Origin of the sequence: Solibacillus sp. FSL W7-1464, assembly GCF_038004425.1 — a bacterium.
GTDB lineage: Bacteria > Bacillota > Bacilli > Bacillales_A > Planococcaceae > Solibacillus.
In genome coordinates this window covers 3,220,546-3,239,624 of sequence record NZ_JBBORC010000001.1, presented here as the reverse complement: position 1 = coordinate 3,239,624, position 19,079 = coordinate 3,220,546, and the positions used below count along the sequence as shown (strand labels likewise).

Below are 19,079 nucleotides of genomic sequence, written 5' to 3'. Positions count from 1 at the left end.
AATCCATGCTTTTTTATACAGAAAAAACCACGAGCATTGAGCAAGCCCGTGGTTCAAGTAAGCTATTATAGGTTCATCCCATTTCTAAGATGAAGTTGTCAGTAATGCGAATTAAACAGTGTGTAAAGAATTAAAGAGAGTTACATTTATCACAATTGTTGCTGTAGCACTCGCTTTGTTCTTCGATTTTATCACCGCATTGAACGCAAATTTTATCAGGTAAATTCTTGAAAAATTCCACTACGTTTTCTAACATTGTGCATGCCTCCTTTAAGTTTCTGTTATACTACTTCTGTTTATATATTGTATTGTATTATAACAGATTTAATTCGTCAACACAAAATGCCTAAATTAAGTTAAAATATAAATGGACGATTTTTGAAGGAGTGAGCCTTTTGTATTTTATCGATAATAAAGGAATTACAGATCCGCGTATTAACTTGGCAATAGAAGAGTATATACTGAAAAACATGGATATCGAAAAGGATGATTTTTTACTGTTCTATATTAATCAGCCTTCGATTATCATCGGAAAAAATCAAAACACGATCGAAGAAATCAACACAGATTACGTTGAAGAAAACGGAATCATTGTAGTACGTCGTCTTTCCGGCGGTGGAGCGGTTTATCATGATTTAAACAATCTGAACTTCAGCTTCCTGACAAAGGATGACGGCAACAGCTTCAGCAACTATAAAAAATTCACACAGCCTGTTGTTGATGCGCTTGCAAAATTAGGGGTTAACTCCGAGCTTTCAGGCCGTAACGATATTTTGGCTGAAGGGAAAAAAGTTTCGGGCAATGCCCAATATTCAACGCGTGGCCGCATGTTCAGCCATGGGACACTTATGTTCGACCTGGATATTGATGCTGTGGTGAACTCGCTTAAAGTAAAACAGGACAAGATCGAGTCAAAAGGAATCAAATCCGTGCGCTCGCGTGTTGCGAACATTATTGATTTCCTTCCAGAAAAAATCACGGTAGATCAGTTCCGTATGGAAATTTTAAAATCGATTTTCGGCGGCGAGGAAAATATTCAATATTACGAGCTGACGGAAGAAGATTGGGACAACATCCATGAAATTTCGAAAAACCGTTACCAGTTATGGGAGTGGAATTACGGAAAGTCACCGCGCTTTAACATTCAAAAAACGAAGCGTTTCCCTTCAGGCAGCCTGGATATTCGTCTGGAAGTGAATAAAGGGGTCATTGAAGAGGCGAAAATCTTCGGGGATTTCTTTGGTGTCGGTGATGTGGATGAGGTTGGAGAACTTCTGGTCGGAACGAAATATGACCGTGCCGCAATTGCAGAAAAGCTGAAAGATATTGAAATTCCGGTATACTTTGGCGGGATTACGGAAGAGGATTTCCTTCATCTAATTTACTAGCAGCTTGTCAATCATCATGAATGTAATAGAGAGTGTAGAAAGGGAGGCTCCTGTTTTCGGGAGCCCCCTTTTTTTGATACAATGGAACAATATGAACAATTAACTTATGTAGGGATATTTTAGTTGGAAACCTATTGAAAAGGAGGTCATTCAGATGGAAAAACATCGAATTTTCATCGTTGAGGATGATCCTAAAATAGCTGCACTATTGGCAGACACATTAAGAAAATACCAGTACGAAGTCGAAACGATTGAAGACTTTGATTCCTTAATACAGCAATGCATCGCATTTTCTCCTCACATAATTTTACTGGATATTAATCTGCCTTCCTATGACGGATACTATTGGTGCCGGGAGCTGAGACAATTTACGAAGTGTCCGATTTTATTTATCTCCGCTCGTTCGGGGGAAATGGATCAAATATTTGCACTGGAAAATGGTGGGGATGACTTTATAACGAAGCCGTTTAACTATGAAATCGTGCTCGCTAAAATTCGAAGCCATTTACGTCGTACATATGGTGAGTATTCTGCAAGACAGGAAGAACGGAAAATTGTACAAGGACAGCTTACATTGTATTTGGAACGGATGGAACTTCAATTGAAGGATCTCGTTGTGCCGCTTCAAAAGAAGGAATGTGTCATTTTAGGATTATTGATGGGGCAAGCGCCGAAAGTCGTGTCACGCGAACAGCTGTTGGAAGAATTGTGGGACGATCAGGCATTCGTTGATGAAAACACATTAAACGTGAATATGACGCGTGTGCGGAAGAAGCTGGCCGATTACGGCATTTCTTCTGTTATTGAAACCGTGCGCGGAGCAGGGTACCGCTTCTTATTAAGCTCGGAGGAAATGTAATGGCGATCAAATTATTTGTGAAGGAGCACCTTTCATACGTAATCTTTCAAATTTTCCTCACATTATTTTTGCTTTCATTATTTTGGCTGGACGGCTTTCGCAGTGTCACTACCGGCATTTACGCGATTGCGATCAGCCTTCTTCTCATTGTCTCATTTTTAGTCGTGCGCTATATGTTGAGACGCCGCTATTTAGCGAAGATTTCCACGCTGCCGCAAACGATGGAGGATGCCCTTCAAAAGAATGCGAAAACAACGGAATATATGGAGACGGAGCGTTATTTGCATGAGCTGTATAAATTGTATCAGCATGAAGTACAGGCGCTTTATGCGACCCAGTCCAGACAATATAAATTTATGAACCAGTGGGTACATCAGATGAAAACGCCTGTCTCGGTTTTGGAACTTTTGCTGCAGCAGGAAGAGGAGCTGGATAAAAAAAGTGTGCAGGAAGAAACCGAACGTTTGAAGCGCGGTCTTGAAATGGTTTTAGTGAATGCACGTCTGGAAAACTTCTCGGATGATATGCAAATCGGAAAAGTGCCTTTGAAATCGGCGATCATGGCAAATGTAAATGACAATAAACGTCTGTTTATCGCCAACCGGGTGTTTCCGGAAGTGAACATCGACGAAGAGTTAATCGTCATGAGCGATATGAAATGGCTGAACTTCCTTATTGGGCAGTTCATTACAAATGCGGTGAAATATACATTTGAACCGAATAAAAAGTTATATATAACGGCGGAGCAAAAAGAACAGCACGTCCATTTATTCATACGCGATGAAGGGGTCGGCATTCCCAAATCCGATTTACCCCGTGTAATGAAGCCGTTCTTTACCGGTGAAAACGGCAGGAAAACCGGAGAATCTACCGGCATGGGACTCTATATCGCAAAGGAGATTTGTGATAAGCTCGGACACCAGCTATTGATTACATCTGAAGTTGGTAAAGGTACACAAATTGAAGTGATTTTTCAGTCATGAGGATTATTATTGATTGAAAGAAACAGACTTGTTTAAAAGGAGTTACTATGTCTATTTTACAAATACAAGATGCAACGAAAGTATATGAAGGAAAAGTGACGAAGCGAGCGCTCAATCAGCTTAGTTTTGAAGTGGAGAAGGGTGAGTTTGTCGCAATTATGGGTCCATCCGGCAGCGGCAAAACGACATTATTGAATATGGTATCAATGATTGACACACTGACATCCGGCGAAATCATCTTTAATGGGATGAAACCGCAAAAGCTCAACAGTGAGGAACTGGCCTACTTCAGACGCCGCCAGCTAGGATTCGTTTTCCAGGACTTTAATCTGCTGCCGACATTGACGGTGGAGGAAAATATCATTTTACCGCTGACAATTGATGAACAGCCGATATCTGTCATGGAGGAACGTCTGCACTATTTAAGTGAGCGGCTCGATTTAACGTCTATTTTAATGAAGCGTCCGAATGAAATATCAGGTGGACAGGCCCAAAGAACTGCAATTGCACGTGCACTGATCCACCAACCGATGCTCGTTTTAGCCGATGAGCCGACAGGGAATCTGGATTCGAATGCATCACGCGAAGTGCTGGAACTTTTAGCAAGAATGAATAAAGAAAACGATACGACGATTTTAATGGTGACACATGATCCGATTGCGGCGAGTTATTGCGATCGAGTTATTTTTATTAAAGACGGCGAGTTTTTCAATGAAATATATACAGACGATCGTCGCCAAACATTTTTCCAGCGCATTTTAAATGTATTAAGTTTATTAGGAGGACATGTAGGTGACTTTTCTTCAATTCGCTTACCGTAACGTTTTCCGGAATTTTCGTAACTATGCCGCCTTTTTTATGGCGAGCTTTTTCAGTGTTTTTGTGTTCTTTATCTATTCGATGCTCATGTTTCATCCTGAAATCGAACGTGGTATTTTAGGGGAAGTCTCGATAGCCGGAATGGTTTTTGCAGAAGTCGTTCTCGTGCTGTTTTCGTGGTTTTTTATTTTTTACTCGATGCGTGCCTTTTTGGAAGCGCGGTCTAAAGAGTTCGCGATATTGCTTCATCTTGGGATGGACCGGAATCAGTTAGGAAAACTGGTCATCATTGAAACAATGACAATCGGAATTTTCTCCTGTATTTCGGGTATTGTTTTCGGATTCGCGTTCTCGAAGTTTTTCTTTATGATTGTCCGTGAAATTTTAAATTTAAATGCATTGCCGCTCTATTTGTCATGGGAGCCATTTGTGCTGACATTATTCGTTTATTTGAGCGCATTTATCGTCATCTCGACGTTGAGTATCCTATTTACGCCGGATATTAAAATCCGGAACTTTATAAGAGGTCCGAAGTTTGTGGATGCTGCCGTGTCCTATTCAAAGCGTAATGCCATTTTAGGAATTATCCTTATTTTATGCGGGTACGGGCTTGCACTGATTACAACGAAGTCATCTATTTTTTCATATACATTACTGATCCCTGTATTCGTGACATTGGGAACCTACTATTTCTTTTCGGATACGACACTTTATATTATTGACCGGTTGAAGGGGCATAAACAGTTTTACTGGAAACGGGCACGCATGCTCGCGATTGCCGAACAGGTGCAGATTTTACGTTTCAATTCACGCATGTTTTTCATTGTGACCCTCGTCTCGACACTGGCCTTTTTAATGGTCGGTGTTTTATCGGCGATGTCTTCTTATACATCACAGTATGACAAAATCAATCCAATCGGCCTCATTTATAAAGGGGAAATGGATAATCCATATGAAATTGAACATATTTTATCGGTAATTGATGAACTTGAGTTTAATGGAATCAGTTATCATATGACGCGCTTTACGGTCATGCGCCAAACATCATCGTATACATCGAATCCGGTGGAAGTTTTCCGGGAAACGGATATTAACCATCTTCTGTTTTCGTACAAATATCCTTTAGTGAATCTGAAAAGCGGGGAAGCAATGTTCATCCCTTATTCGGAAGACTCGATTGAAAAGCTGGAGAAAACGGAAGTGAAAACGGTACTGAAGGAAAATAATGTGGACCTGACGATTAACAGTGTGTACCCGAAAATGTTTTTCCCGACGGCTATTATTAGCAGCAACTCCATTATTATTAGTGATGAGGACTTTGAAAAACTGACAAATAAGTTTGAAATGGCCCCATATGTAGAGCCTGGTTATCATTTATTTACGTTTGATATTCCTAACTGGACCGAAACGAAAAATGTCGGAATCGATATTCAGCAGATGGTCGCCCGCGATTATTTGATCAACAGTGAATATACATTGCCATTTTACTTTGAAAATGCCGGATTAAATTATTCTTATATATTAGCTACGTATTCTTTATTAACACTCATCGGTATATTAGTAGTAGCTGTATTTCTACTTGCGTCGGGAAGTTTCGTTTATTTCAAAATATATGCGAACTTGGACCGGGAGAAAAAACAGTTTGATATGCTCATTAAAGTAGGATTGAGCGGTAAAGAACTGAAGCGTCTGATTACGAGGAATTTAATGATACAATTTTTCCTGCCATGGGGATTAGCCTTTATACACAGCGCTTTTGCGTTCTATGTTGTGCAAACCGTATTGAATGATGTCATGAATTTATCGATCGTAAAAGAAGTTGTATTTTCATTTACAATGTTTGCGCTTATTCAAATTGTCTACTTCTACTTAATCCGCTGGCGTTATATTTCACATGTGCGCGGGTGAGTTTAAATAGAGAAAAAATGATTTTAGTACAATATTTATGAATAAACGAGATTTTCATATTGTTTTATTAATATACTTATTCTATAATGCTAATAGAGTGAATATTTTTTCATTTTACGCAATAGGGGGATGGGTGTATTGAATTTAGTTGAAAAGGTAAGACAACAAGCTTTCGAACAACCAGAAAAAACAGCGTACTACTTTTTAGGTAAAGGCACATCTTACGGTGAATTGGAGCAATCAGTTGCACGGTTTGCAGCTGCTCTGGAAGATTTGGGTGTACAAAAAGGCGACCATATCGCGTTTTTATTAGGTAATACACCGCATTTCATCATCAGCTTATACGCGTCAATGCGTATTGGTGCTGTGGCAATTCCGATTAATCCAATTTATACAGCAGATGAAATTTCATATATCATCCAAAATGGTGATGTAAAAGTTGTCATTGCACTTGATTTATTATTACCGCTTGTGGAAGCAGGGGTGCATAGATTCCCGCAAGTAGAACAATATATCATTTGCGAAACGACAGAAGACATCGGCGAAAAGTATGCAGCGCTTTCAGATGGGGCGAAAGAAAAGACGAAGCTGTTTTCACAAGTACTGTCAACAACAGCACGTACAACGGATCCAGTAGAAGTAGCGCCGGATGATACGGCCATTATTCTATATACTTCCGGTACGACAGGTCATCCGAAAGGTGCCATGCTGACACATAACAATTTATTTTCGAATGCCAGAGATATCGGCGATTATCTGAAAATGACATCAGAAGACCGTATTGTGGCAACATTGCCGGTTTTCCACGTCTTTGCATTAACGGTAGTTGTCAATTCACCGTTAACACGCGGCGCCACGATTTTATTAGCGCCACGCTTTAGTCCAGGAGAAATTTTCGAGTTGATTTCGACTTATAAAGCAACGGTATTTGCGGGCGTTCCGACGATGTACAATTTCCTTTATCAATACGACAAAGCGGATGTTGCCGCATTCTCCACAATTCGTTTAGCAATTTCAGGCGGTGCTTCATTACCTGTATCATTGCTGCACAACTTTGAGCAAAAGTTCAATGTACGAATTTCTGAAGGATACGGCTTATCTGAAGCTTCACCTGTTACTTGTTTCAACCCAACAGACCGTGAGCGTAAACCAGGCTCAATCGGTCAGTCGATCAGCAATGTTGAAAACAAAGTGGTCGACGAAAATGGCGATGAAGTGGGCGTTGGTGAAGTAGGCGAGCTGATCGTGCGCGGGCCGAATGTCATGAAAGGCTATTACAATATGCCGGAAGAAACAGCGGTTGCGATTCGCGACGGCTGGTTATATACAGGTGACTTGGCAAGAAAAGACGAGGAAGACTACTTCTACATCGTTGACCGCAAAAAGGATATGATCATTGTAGGCGGTTACAATGTTTATCCACGTGAAGTAGAAGAAGTATTGTTCTCACATGAAGGTATTGTGGAGGCGGCGGTAGTAGGCTTCCCGGATCCGGATTTCGGTGAGGCGGTACATGCTTACGTTGTGTTGAAGGACCCGACTTTAACAATTGAAGCGATTCGCGAGTTCTGTGCAGACCGTATTGTGAAATACAAAGTGCCGACTGTCATTGAAATTTTGGACGAGCTGCCAAAAAACACAACAGGCAAAATTCTGCGCCGTTCTTTAAAAGAAATTGCAAGAACATAATATTCCGACACCTGCCAAGTTTTGTGGCGGGTGTTTTTTAAATGGGATAATAAAAAGGTAACGATATAAATTTATATTTTGAAATTTCAAACAAAAGATGGTACATTAATATTACGGGAATCGAAATAAATGAAGAGGTGTTTTAATGACAAAGTATATTACAAAAGAAAGCTTGTTCGAAATTCAATCCATTACAAATCCGGTACTTGCGCCAAATGAGCAAGAGGCCGTATTTATTCGAACACAGATCAATAAAGAAGAAAATAATTATAATGCCCATTTGTTCCATATCGACCTGGAGTCAGGAGAAACAACGCAATGGACTTACGGCAATGAACGTGTGACAAATCCCGAGTGGTCTCCGAACGGAAAACAAGTCGCCTTTTTAGTGAAGCGCAATGAAAAACAGCAACTATACATATTAAACCGCCGTGGCGGGGAAGCACAGGAAATTACGACACTTCCAAATGGCGTCAATTCATTTTTATGGAGCCCTTGTGGTCAGAAAGTCTGGATAACAAGCACCGTTAAAAAAGGGCTGGATATTACGAAAGAGGAAGAAAAGGAAGACACAAAATTCCCGAAAGCCTATGTCGTGGATAAAATGAAATACAAAGCAGACAGTGTCGGGTTATTGAAGCAGAACCGCTATACACAAATTGCTTCTGTTGATTTAGCAACGAAAGAAGTAAATACATTTACAGAAGGCGATTATTCACATAGCTTACAAGGCATATCACATGACGGCAAAACATTGGTGATCGGTGTGAACCGTGCAGAAAATACGGATGATGTATTCCGCACGCCGCTCTACCTTGTTGATGTAGATACGAAAGAAGAAACAGTTCTAATAGATGAAGATGGTTACTTTGGCGGGGCTGAGTTTTCATTTGATGACCGTTACATTGCATTTGGCGGCTCGGATCATTCATTCAGAAATGCTACACATGGCCATGTTTATATTCATGATACAGAAACGAAAACAACCTGGAAGCTGACGGAAATGCTGGACTTGCCGGTTGGCGACTATGCGGTTGCAGATATTCAGCAAGGTGTATCAGCTCCATCCGTAGTATGGACGGAAAACAATGATCTGTATTTCCAAGTATCGACTGAAGGGGATATCCGTTTATATTATGCAACGTTGGAAGGCGCACTTTATCCTGCGTCACCGGAAAATGAGCATGTATACGGCTACGCAATTTTTAAAAACGGCAATCGTGCATTATTGACGGTATCCAATGGAACATTCCCCGGAGAGCTGTTTGACTTTGATATTACAACAGGTGATCGTAAGCAGTTAACAACGTTTAACGAAAAGTTTTTACAAGAAATTGCGCTGTCTGAACCGGAAGCGATTTCGTATCCTTCAAAAGACGGTTTGACTGTACATGGCTGGATTATGAAACCTGCACAGTATACAGAAGGAGAAAAATATCCGTTAATTGTCGAAGTGCACGGCGGACCGCATACTTTATATGCGAATACGTTTTTCCATGAGATGCAGCTATTGGCGGCGAAAGGGTATGGCGTACTTTATGTAAATCCGCGAGGCAGTCATGGCTACAGCCAGGAGTTTGTTGATGGTGTGCGCGGCAATTATGGTGATGGGGACTATGAAGATATTATGGCTGGTGTAGATTATGCCCTGGAAAACTATGCATGGATCGATGAGTCACGTCTAGGGATTACAGGCGGAAGCTATGGCGGCTTCATGACGAACTGGGTTGTTGGTCATACGAACCGCTTTAAAGCAGCTGTTACACAACGTTCAATCTCGAACTGGATCAGCTTCTACGGCGTATCGGACATCGGTTATTATTTCTCGGAATGGCAAATGCTCGCTGATATGAATGATGTGGAAAAACTGTGGCACCATTCACCGCTGAAATATGCGGCAAATGTGGAGACACCGCTGCTTATTTTGCACAGTGAACGTGATTTCCGCTGCCCGATTGAACAGGCAGAGCAACTTTATATTACGCTTAAGAAAATGGGCAAAGAGGTCGGTTTCGTCCGTTTCCCTGAATGTGACCATAACTTGTCACGTACAGGTATCCCGAACTTACGATTAGAACGACTTGAGCAAATTACAGGCTGGTTCGAGAAATACTTGTAGAGAATAAAAGCGCTAAAGCGCCCGTCCAACTCCACCAGCCATTGGAATGCCCGACGCAAAAGTAAACGGTTCACCACTTTTGCACGGAGGGACTGAAATGGCCAAGGAGTTGGCGCTTTAGCCTGGACGGGGATGAAGATTTCGCTTCAGTGATTCCACAGCGCGAACATATATAATTTACTTAACAAAGATAAAACAGGGCTTCCTCCCAGAGGGCCCTGTTTTCTTTAGTAATAAATTTATCTACCTTTAAACTGTGGTGTTCTTTTTTCGGCAAAGGCATTCAGTGCTTCAATGCGGTCTTCGGTTGGAATCGTCAGTTCATAGGCTTTTCGTTCAATATGAAGACCTGTTTGAATATCTGTTTTCATCCCTTGTTTTACAGCAAATTTAGCCTGCTGAATCGCAATCGGTGCATTTCGTAAAATAAGTGCGGCAAATTCGGCCGTCACTTCATGTAAACTTTCGACCGGTGCCACTTTCGTCACGACACCATAGTCAAGTGCTTCATGGGCAGTCATACGTTTTGCGGTCAAAATAAGCTCCAATGCTTTCGCTTCACCGATTAGGCGCGGCAGTCGCTGTGTTCCGCCGGCACCCGGAATGATGCCTAAGCCTGTTTCCGTTAAGCCGAGTGATATTGTTTCAGCAGCAATACGGAAGTCGCATGCAAGAGCAAGCTCAAGTCCGCCACCAAAGGCATAGCCGTTTAATACACAAATCGTCGGTTGAGGTAATTGCTCAATGAGCGTGAATACTTCCCTGAAAAGGTTTAAATTACGTTTAACAAGTGTATCCGGCAATGTTTTTCGTTCTTTTAAGTCCGCACCAACCGAAAAGGCTTTGTCACCGGAACCTGTAATGATGACAAGACGAATATCAGGGTGGATTTGGATGGATTCAATGACATGGCGCAATTGTTCCAGCATTTCATAATTAAAGGCGTTTAACATATCGGGGCGATCAAGTGTTACATATGCAATGAAGTCTTTTTGCTCATATTTTACAGTATTCACATTTACTGCCTCCTTGAAGTTTGTTAATCTAATTTTATAGTACATTGGAAAATTGTAAAATAACAGCAAATTCCAATATAAATAGAAAGAAAATATAAGGGTATTGGAGAATATATAAAATGGAAGTATTTGTTGGGCGACAACCTATATTTAACAAACATGAAGAAATCGTAGCATATGAGTTGTTGTATCGAAATAATTACACCAACGAGTTTCCGCGTATTGATGCAGATACAGCAACCGTTGAGCTGCTAATCAATTCATTTCTTTCCATTGGCATAAAAGAAATAGCCAATGGAAAGCCGTCATTCATTAATTTTACGGAAAACCTCATTATGCAGGAATCATTGGATTTTATTGAGCAAGAACAAATTGTCATTGAAATATTGGAAGATGTTCCGATTACAATGGAATTAATCGATCGGCTCAGACAATTAAAGCATACAGGATATAAACTTGCGCTTGATGATTTTGTCATGAATGAAGAAGTGGTGATTTATGATGAGCTCTTTCAGCACATTGATTATATAAAAATCGATTTTTTACATACAGGTGAAAATGAGAGGGCTGCAATTGAAAATGCTATTAAATCACAATTTCCTCATATTAAACTATTGGCAGAAAAAGTAGAAACGCGTGAGCAATATGAAATGGCCAAAGAAACGGGTTATTATTTATTTCAAGGTTACTTTTTTGAAAAACCGCAAATACTGGCGGCTACAGATATTCCGGCAAACTTGTTTCAATATTTTCAGATCATCTCATTGTTGCGCGATGATGAAGCAAATATTGATGTATTGACGAATAGTATTGAACGGGAAATTTCATTATCATACCGGTTGCTCAAATTAATCAATGGTTCTTCAAGACGTTCCAAAACAAAAATCCGCTCGATTAAGCAGGCCATTTTATTACTGGGCTTAACGGAGTTGCGGAAATGGATTTACTTACTGGCGATGCGTGAAACCGATATGAATCAAAATAACGATGTATTTCAGGAGTTAATGTATGCCTCGTTGTTCAGAGCAAAAACATGCGAAAAAATTGCCCGACTTAACTATAAAAAGAATTTCTCCGAGTACTTTTTAGTCGGTATGTTTTCGTTAATCGATTCCCTGCTAAAACGACCGATGAATGCAATCGTTACGCAATTGCCATTATCGGAAACGATACTGGAAACAATATCAGGTGAACGTACGGAGATGACGCCTTATCTACAATTCGCTACCGCATTAAGTAAATTGGACTGGGAAAATCTCATTCCGTTAGCGCGGCAATTAAACATACCTGTCGAAGGGCTTCTGCCGATGTATGAAGAAGTGAAAGTATGGGTTGATGAGGCATTATAATCCAATAAAATTAGAAGAGTAAGCGTCCTTATATGGGGCGCTTTTCCTTTAGTCAGATGAAGTTCTCATTTAATGCAGGATTTGTTATAATTCAATGGAATTTACAAAAGAAGCGAGGATTTGTATGACATATAGCTCACAGAGTTCAGTGAAAAACAATGTAATGGAATATGTATTTGTCATTGTCGGCGCCGCGGTCATTGCGTTCGGCTTTAATGTTTTTTTATTTCCAAACCAGGTCGCATCCGGCGGGGTAAGCGGAATCAGTACAATCTTGAATGGAATGTTCGGGTGGAATGCCGGGATTGTTCAATATGCTTTCAATATTCCTTTATTTATAGCTGGTGTGCTTGTACTAGGGAAAAAGTTCGGCATCAAATCCTTTATTGGAACAATTGCCCTTCCTTTCTTCGTTATAATAACGGAGAGCTGGGATCCTTGGACACTGAATCCGTTACTGGGGGCCATCTTTGGCGGGATTGTGGTAGGTTTGGGGATAGGTCTCGTATTTAAAGGGAATGCTTCTACTGGCGGTACGGATTTACTTGCTCAAATTATTACAAAATATACAGGCTTAACATTAGGGACAAGCGTACTGTTCATCGATGGCCTAATCGCGGTTAGTGCGGCAATTGTGTTTGACCTTGAAAAAGGACTCTTTGCATTAATTGGCCTGTATGTCACGACAAAGACGATTGATATTGTTCAGCTAGGTTTTAGCCAATCTAAAATGGTTTACATTATTACACAAAAAGAAACAGATGTGCGTGATGCAATTTATAAAGAGATCAACCGCGGGATTACAAGGCTTCCGGCATTTGGCGGATATACAGGTGAGGAGCGCCCGGTATTAATGGTCGTTGTTTACCAAACAGAGTTCACAAGGTTGAAACAAGTATTGAAAACCGTTGATCCTCAAGCGTTTGTCATCGTTTCGGACGCATATGAAGTACTGGGCGAAGGTTTCAAAAAAGTATAAGTTTGTTATAATCGGTAGTGGAATAGTAGTACATTTTTGGAGGGGTTCAGAATGAAAAAGGGTTTACTTACATTAGTTTTTGGATCAGCCATTTTCCTTGCTGCGTGCGGTGGAGATGATTCGGCTTCAAGCGGCGGTGAAACAGCTGAAATCGACGGGAAAAGCGTTGTTCAGCAATCATGCGCAACATGCCATGGCGGCCAATTGCAAGGCGGCGGTGCACCGGCATTGAATCAATTAGGAGCAAAATATTCAGAAGAAGAGATTTTGGATATTATTTTAAATGGTAAAGACCGTATGCCTGGTGGGATCGTAAAAGGCGAAAAAGCGGAAGCAGCTGCAGAATATTTATCAACACTCAAGTAATGTATACATAAAAAAGATGGAGCTTTATTCGCTTCATCTTTTTTTACCTTTTTTTGCGAAAGGCCAAGTGATGTGATTGATAATTTAAAAAACTAGGCGCGTTATATATTGGAAATGCTATAGACATGATAAAATACAGTGGAGATGCTAGAGGATAGGAGCGTACCAAACTTATGATTCAAGTAATTGCGAAAGATGTTATGGAAAAGTTTAATTTGGAGCTGGTCAGTGGGGAAGCCGGAGTTGGACGATACATAACAACGAGTGATATTTCCCGTCCAGGTTTGGAAATGGCCGGCTATTTTACACATTATCCAGCTGACCGAGTTCAGCTGTTGGGAAAAACAGAGCTCTCATTTTTTGAAATGTTGCCTGAAAAGGAAAAAAGAAGCCGGATGAAGCAGCTTTGTTCGGATGAAACACCTGCGATTATTATTTCGCGCGATTTGGAAGTACCTCAGGAACTGATCGATGCATCGAATGAAAATCATGTCCCGGTGCTCGTTACGAAGCTGACGACAACTAGATTTTCGAGCCGGCTGACGAACTATTTGGAAAGCAAGCTTGCACCAACAACTGCCATTCATGGGGTTCTTGTTGATGTATATGGCATTGGTGTTCTTATTATTGGGAAAAGTGGCGTCGGTAAAAGTGAGACGGCACTTGAGCTTGTAAAAAAAGGACATCGGTTAGTGGCTGACGACAGTGTGGAAATTCGTCAGGAAGGCGAAAACATGCTTGTTGGATTCCCGCCTCCATTATTGGAACATCTGCTGGAAATTCGCGGTATTGGAATCATTGATATTATGACACTGTTCGGTGCAAGTGCGGTGCGCCCCTACAAGCGTATTACATTAATAATAGAGCTTGAAACATGGGATCCGGATAAGTTTTATGATCGACTGGGGCTGGATGAGGAGAAGATGAAAATTATTGATTCAGAAGTAACGAAGCTGACAATTCCAGTACAGCCGGGACGAAATGTATCCGTAATTATTGAAGTAGCGGCGATGAACTACCGACTGAAGAAAATGGGCGTCAATGCTGCCGAGGAATTTTCACGTCGTCTGGACGATATGCTTGTTCCGAATGATGAAATAGACGATTATTAATAGGTAGTTGAAGGGAGAAGTTTATGGTTACAAATTTATTAGCAATTAACCCGGTCGCATTCCATTTAGGGCCAATACCGGTGAACTGGTATGGAGTCATTATCGGCTTCGGTATTATTGTTGCCTACTTTCTGGCACAAAAAGAGTCGGTCCGCCGCGGGTTAGATCCGGAATTTTTTGCCGACCTGCTCATTTGGGCAATTCCGATTTCAATCTTGTCCGCCCGCGTGTATTACGTTGTGATGAAGTGGGATTACTATAGCCAGCATCCAGGGAGTATCATTCAAATTTGGAATGGCGGTATTGCAATTCACGGTGCATTAATCGGAGCGTTTATTACAGCATACATATTTACGAAAAAGCGCAAAGTGAGCTTCCTAAAACTGGCCGATATTGCAGCACCGAGTATTCTCGTTGGTCAAATTATCGGACGATGGGGCAATTTCATCAATCAGGAAGCTTACGGCGGTCCTGTATCACGTGAATTTCTGGAAGGTCTGTTTTTACCGAACTGGCTGATTGAACAAATGTATATCCGTGAAGACGGGAACTATGTACACCCGACATTCCTGTATGAATCATTATGGAATGTAGTCGGTTTAGTCATTTTACTGTTTGCCCGCAAATTAAACTGGCGACGCGGCGAAATGTTCTTCTTCTATTTAATCTGGTATTCAATCGGTCGTTTCTACATCGAAGGCTTGCGTACAGACAGCTTATACTTAGTCGGCGATTTACGCTCGGCTCAAGTCGTTTCGATCATCGGTATTACAGTCGGTATTATCGCCATTGTGTACCGCCGCATGAAAGTAAAACCGGTTATCCACTATTTAGATGAGGAAAAGCCAGTTGCTACTAAAAATAATAAAAATAAGAAGAGCAAGAAGAAATAATTTTAGCAAGATGTTAAGTAATTAAACGAAATAAATAAAAAAGTTGGTTGATTGGAATGGAGGAGAGTCGAATGTAGCTGACGGCTAACGCCTTTCGCTACAAACTGCGTTTCCTGCGGGAATAGCGTGACGCCTGAGACTAGGAACAAAAGCTAAGAACACCACGTCCTGTGGCAACGCTTTTGTGACCAACATCCTGTTGGCCTCACGCCCGCGGAAAGCGTACTCCCCGGAATGGAAATCACCCCCCCTATTATGTAGGGGAAAATTTTTGAAATAAAAATCACCTCTGTTTGGGGAAATAAATATTTAACACCGTTTGCATTAGTGCGAGCGGTTTTTTAAAAGGGAGCATTCTTCAGTATGATAACAAAAGCATTGCTGTTTGACTTTGACGGCACATTATTAAATACAAATGATTTAATCATCCAGACATTCATGCATATTTTTGACGAAAGATTTCCCGGGCAATATTCGACAGAAGACTGCCTGAGATTCATCGGTCCGTCATTAAAACAGACGTTTGACGAACTGACACCGGGCGAAACCGATGTAATGATCGGGAAATATAAAGAGTGGAACGCAATCAACCATGACCGTTTAGTAACAAGCTATGATGCAGTTGTCGAAACATTGGAGGAACTCCATAATTCAGGGATCAAACTGGCGATTGTTTCAACGAAAGCAAGAGAAAGCCTTGCCCGTGGTTTAAAAGTGCTTTGTGCGGAACAGTTTTTCGATGTCATTGTCGGTTTTGATGATGTGGAGCATGTGAAGCCACATCCGGAACCGGTTCTGGTAGCACTGGAAAAGCTGGGTGTCGGTAAAGAGGAAGCGATTATGATTGGCGACAACTCGCATGATATTGAAGGCGGGAAAAATGCGGGTGTCCGTACAGCGGGGGTTGCGTGGTCTGCGAAAGGTGTCGACTATTTAATGGCTTATGAGCCGACTTATATGCTTCATCATATGCGTGATTTATTGGAAATTGTGAAAGGGGAGTAGGCATGCGCAGAACAGAACGCTACAAAGTTCAAGGTGCGAATTCATTATGGAAAGTTTATAATACCGTTTCATTTTGGAAAGTGATGAAATGCTTTATTGTTATCCAAATCGGACGGGTTACCCCGGTCATGGCTTGGAAAAACTGGCTGTACCGCTCGTTTTTAAAAATGAAAATCGGCAAGCAGGCATCCCTTGCATTGATGGTCATGCCTGATTCCATGTTTCCGGAGCGTATTTCGGTCGGAGATAATTCGATCATCGGCTTTAATACGACAATTTTAGCGCATGAATATTTAATCGAAGAATACCGTCTCGGTAATGTCGAAATTGGCAGCAATGTTATGGTTGGCGCAAACTCGACGATTTTACCGGGAGTGAAAATAGGAGACGGGGCGATTGTTTCTGCAGCGACATTGGTACATAAGGACGTACCGGCTGGCGCAATGGCAGGCGGAAACCCGATGCGCATTATTTTCACTGCGGAACAAATGGCAGAACGGAAAAAGAATGACAACCCGGTTTGGCAAAATTGAATGCAGATATCCATCTCCAACTAACGCGGAGATGGGTATTTTTTCATGTCTTTTTCGCCACATAACTGAATTCGGCAAAAGATGATGTATAATATAAAAATATATCAGAAAATTAAATTAACTAAATATTTGTATGAATCCATTGACTATGGCAATAAGTAGCAGTAAAATACTTTCATACACTAGTGATTTAACACTCTAGTATACTAAAGTGCAGTATACAGAATTTTACCAAGTACAAAAATTAGGATGTGTGAAAATGTCATCGATTAAAATGTTTGAAAAGCCACTTGGAATGCGTGATACATTACCTGAAATTTACGAAAAACTTGAAATGGTCCGCTCGACAGGACGAGCATTGCTACGCGAGCGCGGCTATGAATTTATAAAAACACCATCTGTTGAATATTACGATACGGTCGGAAAAGCTTCTGCAATTTCCGATGCCCGCCTTTTTAAATTGGTTGATAGCCAAGGGAATACCCTTGTACTACGACCTGATATGACAACACCGATTGCCCGTGTTGCAACATCGAAATTACTGAAAGAGAAAATTCCGCAACGCCTTGCCTATTTTGCAAATGTATTCCGTGCGCAGCAGCGTGAAGGCGGGCGTCCGGCTGAGTTTGATCAGATGGGGGTTGAACTGATTGGCGATAATTCCGTGTATGCCGATGCGGAAGTAATCATGACAGCGATCGATTTAGTGAAAGCCTATCAAATTACAGATTTCAAAGTAACGATCGGACATGCAGGTGTATTGAGCTGCATTTTGAAGGACTATACAGAAAGCGATGCACAGGCAGATGATTTAAATGATCTTCTTGTACAACGGAATTTTGTCGGGTTTGAAGAAGCGGTACTGGCATTTGATTTGCCGAAAACGAAATCCGATGCACTGTTAGCCTATATTGAAGATGCGATCAGCCTTCCTTCAATCGAAGCAATGGAAAAATATGTGCGCAAAAATGATGCGCTGGAATATATGAGAAACTTGGCGAGAATTTTGGATGCTGCCGGCTATGAAGAGTACATCGCATTCGATTTCACATTATCAAGCCATATGAGTTATTACACAGGCATGTTATTTGAAGTGTTTGCTTCAGGAAGCGGGTTCCCGTTAGGAAATGGCGGACGTTATGACGGCTTGATGCAGCACTTTGGCACGCAAGTCGGTGCAACAGGCTTTGGATTGCGTGTTGACCGTGTTTTTGAAGCAATGCCAAAAATCAGCATCGACAAAGATGAGGTGCTTGTATTGTTTACGGCAGAGCGTTTTGCAGAAGCACTGGGAGCTGCACAACTGCTGCGTGAACAAGGAAAGCAAGTGACATTCCAATCATATGAAGGCATCGAAAATATCGAAGCATTAAAAGCTCACTTTAAAATCGTTAATGAATACAATAGCAGGGAGGCGTAAACAAATGACACAGCTAACAATTGCGATGCCAAAAGGCCGTATTTTCGAAGAAGCTTATGAAATGCTGCTGGAGGCTGGCTTTAACCTTCCTGAAGAAGTGGAAATGTCACGTAAACTCATGATTGAAATACCAGAGGAAAACATCAGCTTTATTTTAGCGAAACCGATGGACGTACCGGTTTATGTCGAACATGGGGTTGCGGATATCGGAATTGCGGGTAAAGACGTTTTACTTGAGCAGCGCCGAACGGTACATGAGCTGCTCGATCTGAAAATCAGTGAATGCTATATCGCTTCAGCAGGTTTGCCGAACACAACAATTAATGAAATTGCGCCGCGTATTGCGACGAAGTATCCGAATATTGCGATGAAGTATTATAAGGGAATCGGGGAACAGGTTGAGATTATCGAGCTGAACGGATCGATTGAACTGGCACCGATGATTGGTCTGGCCGATCGCATTGTCGATATCGTTTCAACGGGTCGTACACTGAAGGAAAACGGCTTAGTGGAATATGAGCATATTGCCGAAGTCTCATCCCGTTTAATCGCGAATCCTGTAAGCTATCGCATGAAGAGTGACCGCATTCAAGATTTAGTGACACGCTTGAAAAAATGTGTGAAATAAGAGGGGCCAACGA

General features: G+C 41.3%; 18 protein-coding genes. 16 read left to right on the top strand and 2 right to left on the bottom strand.

All coding sequences use genetic code 11. The features are described from left to right. Positions 1–130 precede the first annotated feature (130 nt). A complete protein-coding gene (gene yhfH / locus MKZ25_RS16140; RefSeq protein ID WP_008406441.1) occupies positions 131–256 on the bottom strand; it encodes a protein YhfH in 126 nt (41 codons plus the stop codon). Positions 257–395: 139 nt separating this feature from the next. On the opposite strand from yhfH, the gene MKZ25_RS16135 reads away from it, so the two are divergent. From MKZ25_RS16135 to MKZ25_RS16105, 7 genes are all read left to right on the top strand, one after another. Next, positions 396–1,388 (top strand): lipoate--protein ligase, encoded by a 993-nt coding sequence (locus MKZ25_RS16135; protein ID WP_340802373.1) that lies wholly within the window; start codon positions 396–398, stop codon positions 1,386–1,388. 154 nt (positions 1,389–1,542) lie between these two features. After that, positions 1,543–2,247, top strand: coding sequence for a response regulator transcription factor (locus tag MKZ25_RS16130; protein ID WP_340802372.1), 705 nt, complete (start codon positions 1,543–1,545; stop codon positions 2,245–2,247). Next, on the top strand, positions 2,247–3,230 hold the full coding sequence (locus tag MKZ25_RS16125) for a sensor histidine kinase (protein ID WP_340802371.1): 984 nt from the start codon (positions 2,247–2,249) through the stop codon (positions 3,228–3,230). The genes MKZ25_RS16130 and MKZ25_RS16125 overlap by 1 nt, the downstream gene beginning before the upstream one ends. Positions 3,231–3,277: 47 nt before the next feature. After that, on the top strand, positions 3,278–4,051 hold the full coding sequence (locus MKZ25_RS16120; protein ID WP_340802370.1) for an ABC transporter ATP-binding protein: 774 nt from the start codon (positions 3,278–3,280) through the stop codon (positions 4,049–4,051). Further along, positions 4,023–5,957 (top strand): ABC transporter permease, encoded by a 1,935-nt coding sequence (locus MKZ25_RS16115; RefSeq protein ID WP_340802369.1) that lies wholly within the window; start codon positions 4,023–4,025, stop codon positions 5,955–5,957. The genes MKZ25_RS16120 and MKZ25_RS16115 overlap by 29 nt, the downstream gene beginning before the upstream one ends. A gap of 138 nt (positions 5,958–6,095) precedes the next feature. Further along, positions 6,096–7,646 carry a fatty acid--CoA ligase family protein gene (locus MKZ25_RS16110; protein ID WP_340802368.1) on the top strand — a complete coding sequence of 517 codons (1,551 nt, stop codon included), beginning with the start codon at positions 6,096–6,098 and terminating at the stop codon, positions 7,644–7,646. A gap of 145 nt (positions 7,647–7,791) precedes the next feature. Then, positions 7,792–9,765 carry a S9 family peptidase gene (locus MKZ25_RS16105; RefSeq protein WP_340802367.1) on the top strand — a complete coding sequence of 658 codons (1,974 nt, stop codon included), beginning with the start codon at positions 7,792–7,794 and terminating at the stop codon, positions 9,763–9,765. Positions 9,766–10,004: 239 nt separating this feature from the next. Here the strand turns inward: MKZ25_RS16105 and MKZ25_RS16100 are convergent, their stop codons facing one another. Further along, a complete protein-coding gene (locus MKZ25_RS16100; protein WP_340802366.1) occupies positions 10,005–10,781 on the bottom strand; it encodes an enoyl-CoA hydratase-related protein in 777 nt (258 codons plus the stop codon). Positions 10,782–10,900: 119 nt separating this feature from the next. On the opposite strand from MKZ25_RS16100, the gene MKZ25_RS16095 reads away from it, so the two are divergent. The 9 genes from MKZ25_RS16095 to hisG all read left to right on the top strand — a co-directional run bounded on the left by MKZ25_RS16095 (position 10,901) and on the right by hisG (position 19,066). Then, positions 10,901–12,130 (top strand): EAL and HDOD domain-containing protein, encoded by a 1,230-nt coding sequence (locus MKZ25_RS16095; protein ID WP_340802365.1) that lies wholly within the window; start codon positions 10,901–10,903, stop codon positions 12,128–12,130. 124 nt (positions 12,131–12,254) lie between these two features. Continuing rightward, the gene (locus tag MKZ25_RS16090; protein ID WP_340802364.1) at positions 12,255–13,109 is read left to right on the top strand and encodes a YitT family protein; all 855 of its coding nucleotides are present in this window, start codon (positions 12,255–12,257) and stop codon (positions 13,107–13,109) included. Positions 13,110–13,160: 51 nt separating this feature from the next. Then, positions 13,161–13,475, top strand: a complete 315-nt coding sequence (gene cccB, locus MKZ25_RS16085; RefSeq protein ID WP_340802362.1) for a cytochrome c551 — start codon at positions 13,161–13,163, stop codon at positions 13,473–13,475. Between the two features lie 173 nt (positions 13,476–13,648). After that, entirely contained in the window at positions 13,649–14,587 is a 939-nt protein-coding gene (gene hprK, locus MKZ25_RS16080; RefSeq protein ID WP_340802361.1) for an HPr(Ser) kinase/phosphatase, read from the top strand. Positions 14,588–14,610: 23 nt separating this feature from the next. Beyond that, a complete protein-coding gene (gene lgt, locus MKZ25_RS16075; RefSeq protein ID WP_340802360.1) occupies positions 14,611–15,480 on the top strand; it encodes a prolipoprotein diacylglyceryl transferase in 870 nt (289 codons plus the stop codon). Between the two features lie 363 nt (positions 15,481–15,843). Continuing rightward, positions 15,844–16,485, top strand: coding sequence for a pyrophosphatase PpaX (gene ppaX, locus MKZ25_RS16070; RefSeq protein ID WP_340802359.1), 642 nt, complete (start codon positions 15,844–15,846; stop codon positions 16,483–16,485). Between the two features lie 2 nt (positions 16,486–16,487). After that, positions 16,488–17,018, top strand: coding sequence for an acyltransferase (locus MKZ25_RS16065; protein WP_340802358.1), 531 nt, complete (start codon positions 16,488–16,490; stop codon positions 17,016–17,018). 259 nt (positions 17,019–17,277) lie between these two features. Next, the gene (locus MKZ25_RS16060; protein WP_340802356.1) at positions 17,278–18,438 is read left to right on the top strand and encodes an ATP phosphoribosyltransferase regulatory subunit; all 1,161 of its coding nucleotides are present in this window, start codon (positions 17,278–17,280) and stop codon (positions 18,436–18,438) included. Positions 18,439–18,442: 4 nt separating this feature from the next. Then, positions 18,443–19,066: an ATP phosphoribosyltransferase gene (hisG, locus tag MKZ25_RS16055; RefSeq protein ID WP_008406420.1), complete on the top strand. Its 624-nt coding sequence runs from the start codon at positions 18,443–18,445 to the stop codon at positions 19,064–19,066. Positions 19,067–19,079 lie beyond the last annotated feature (13 nt).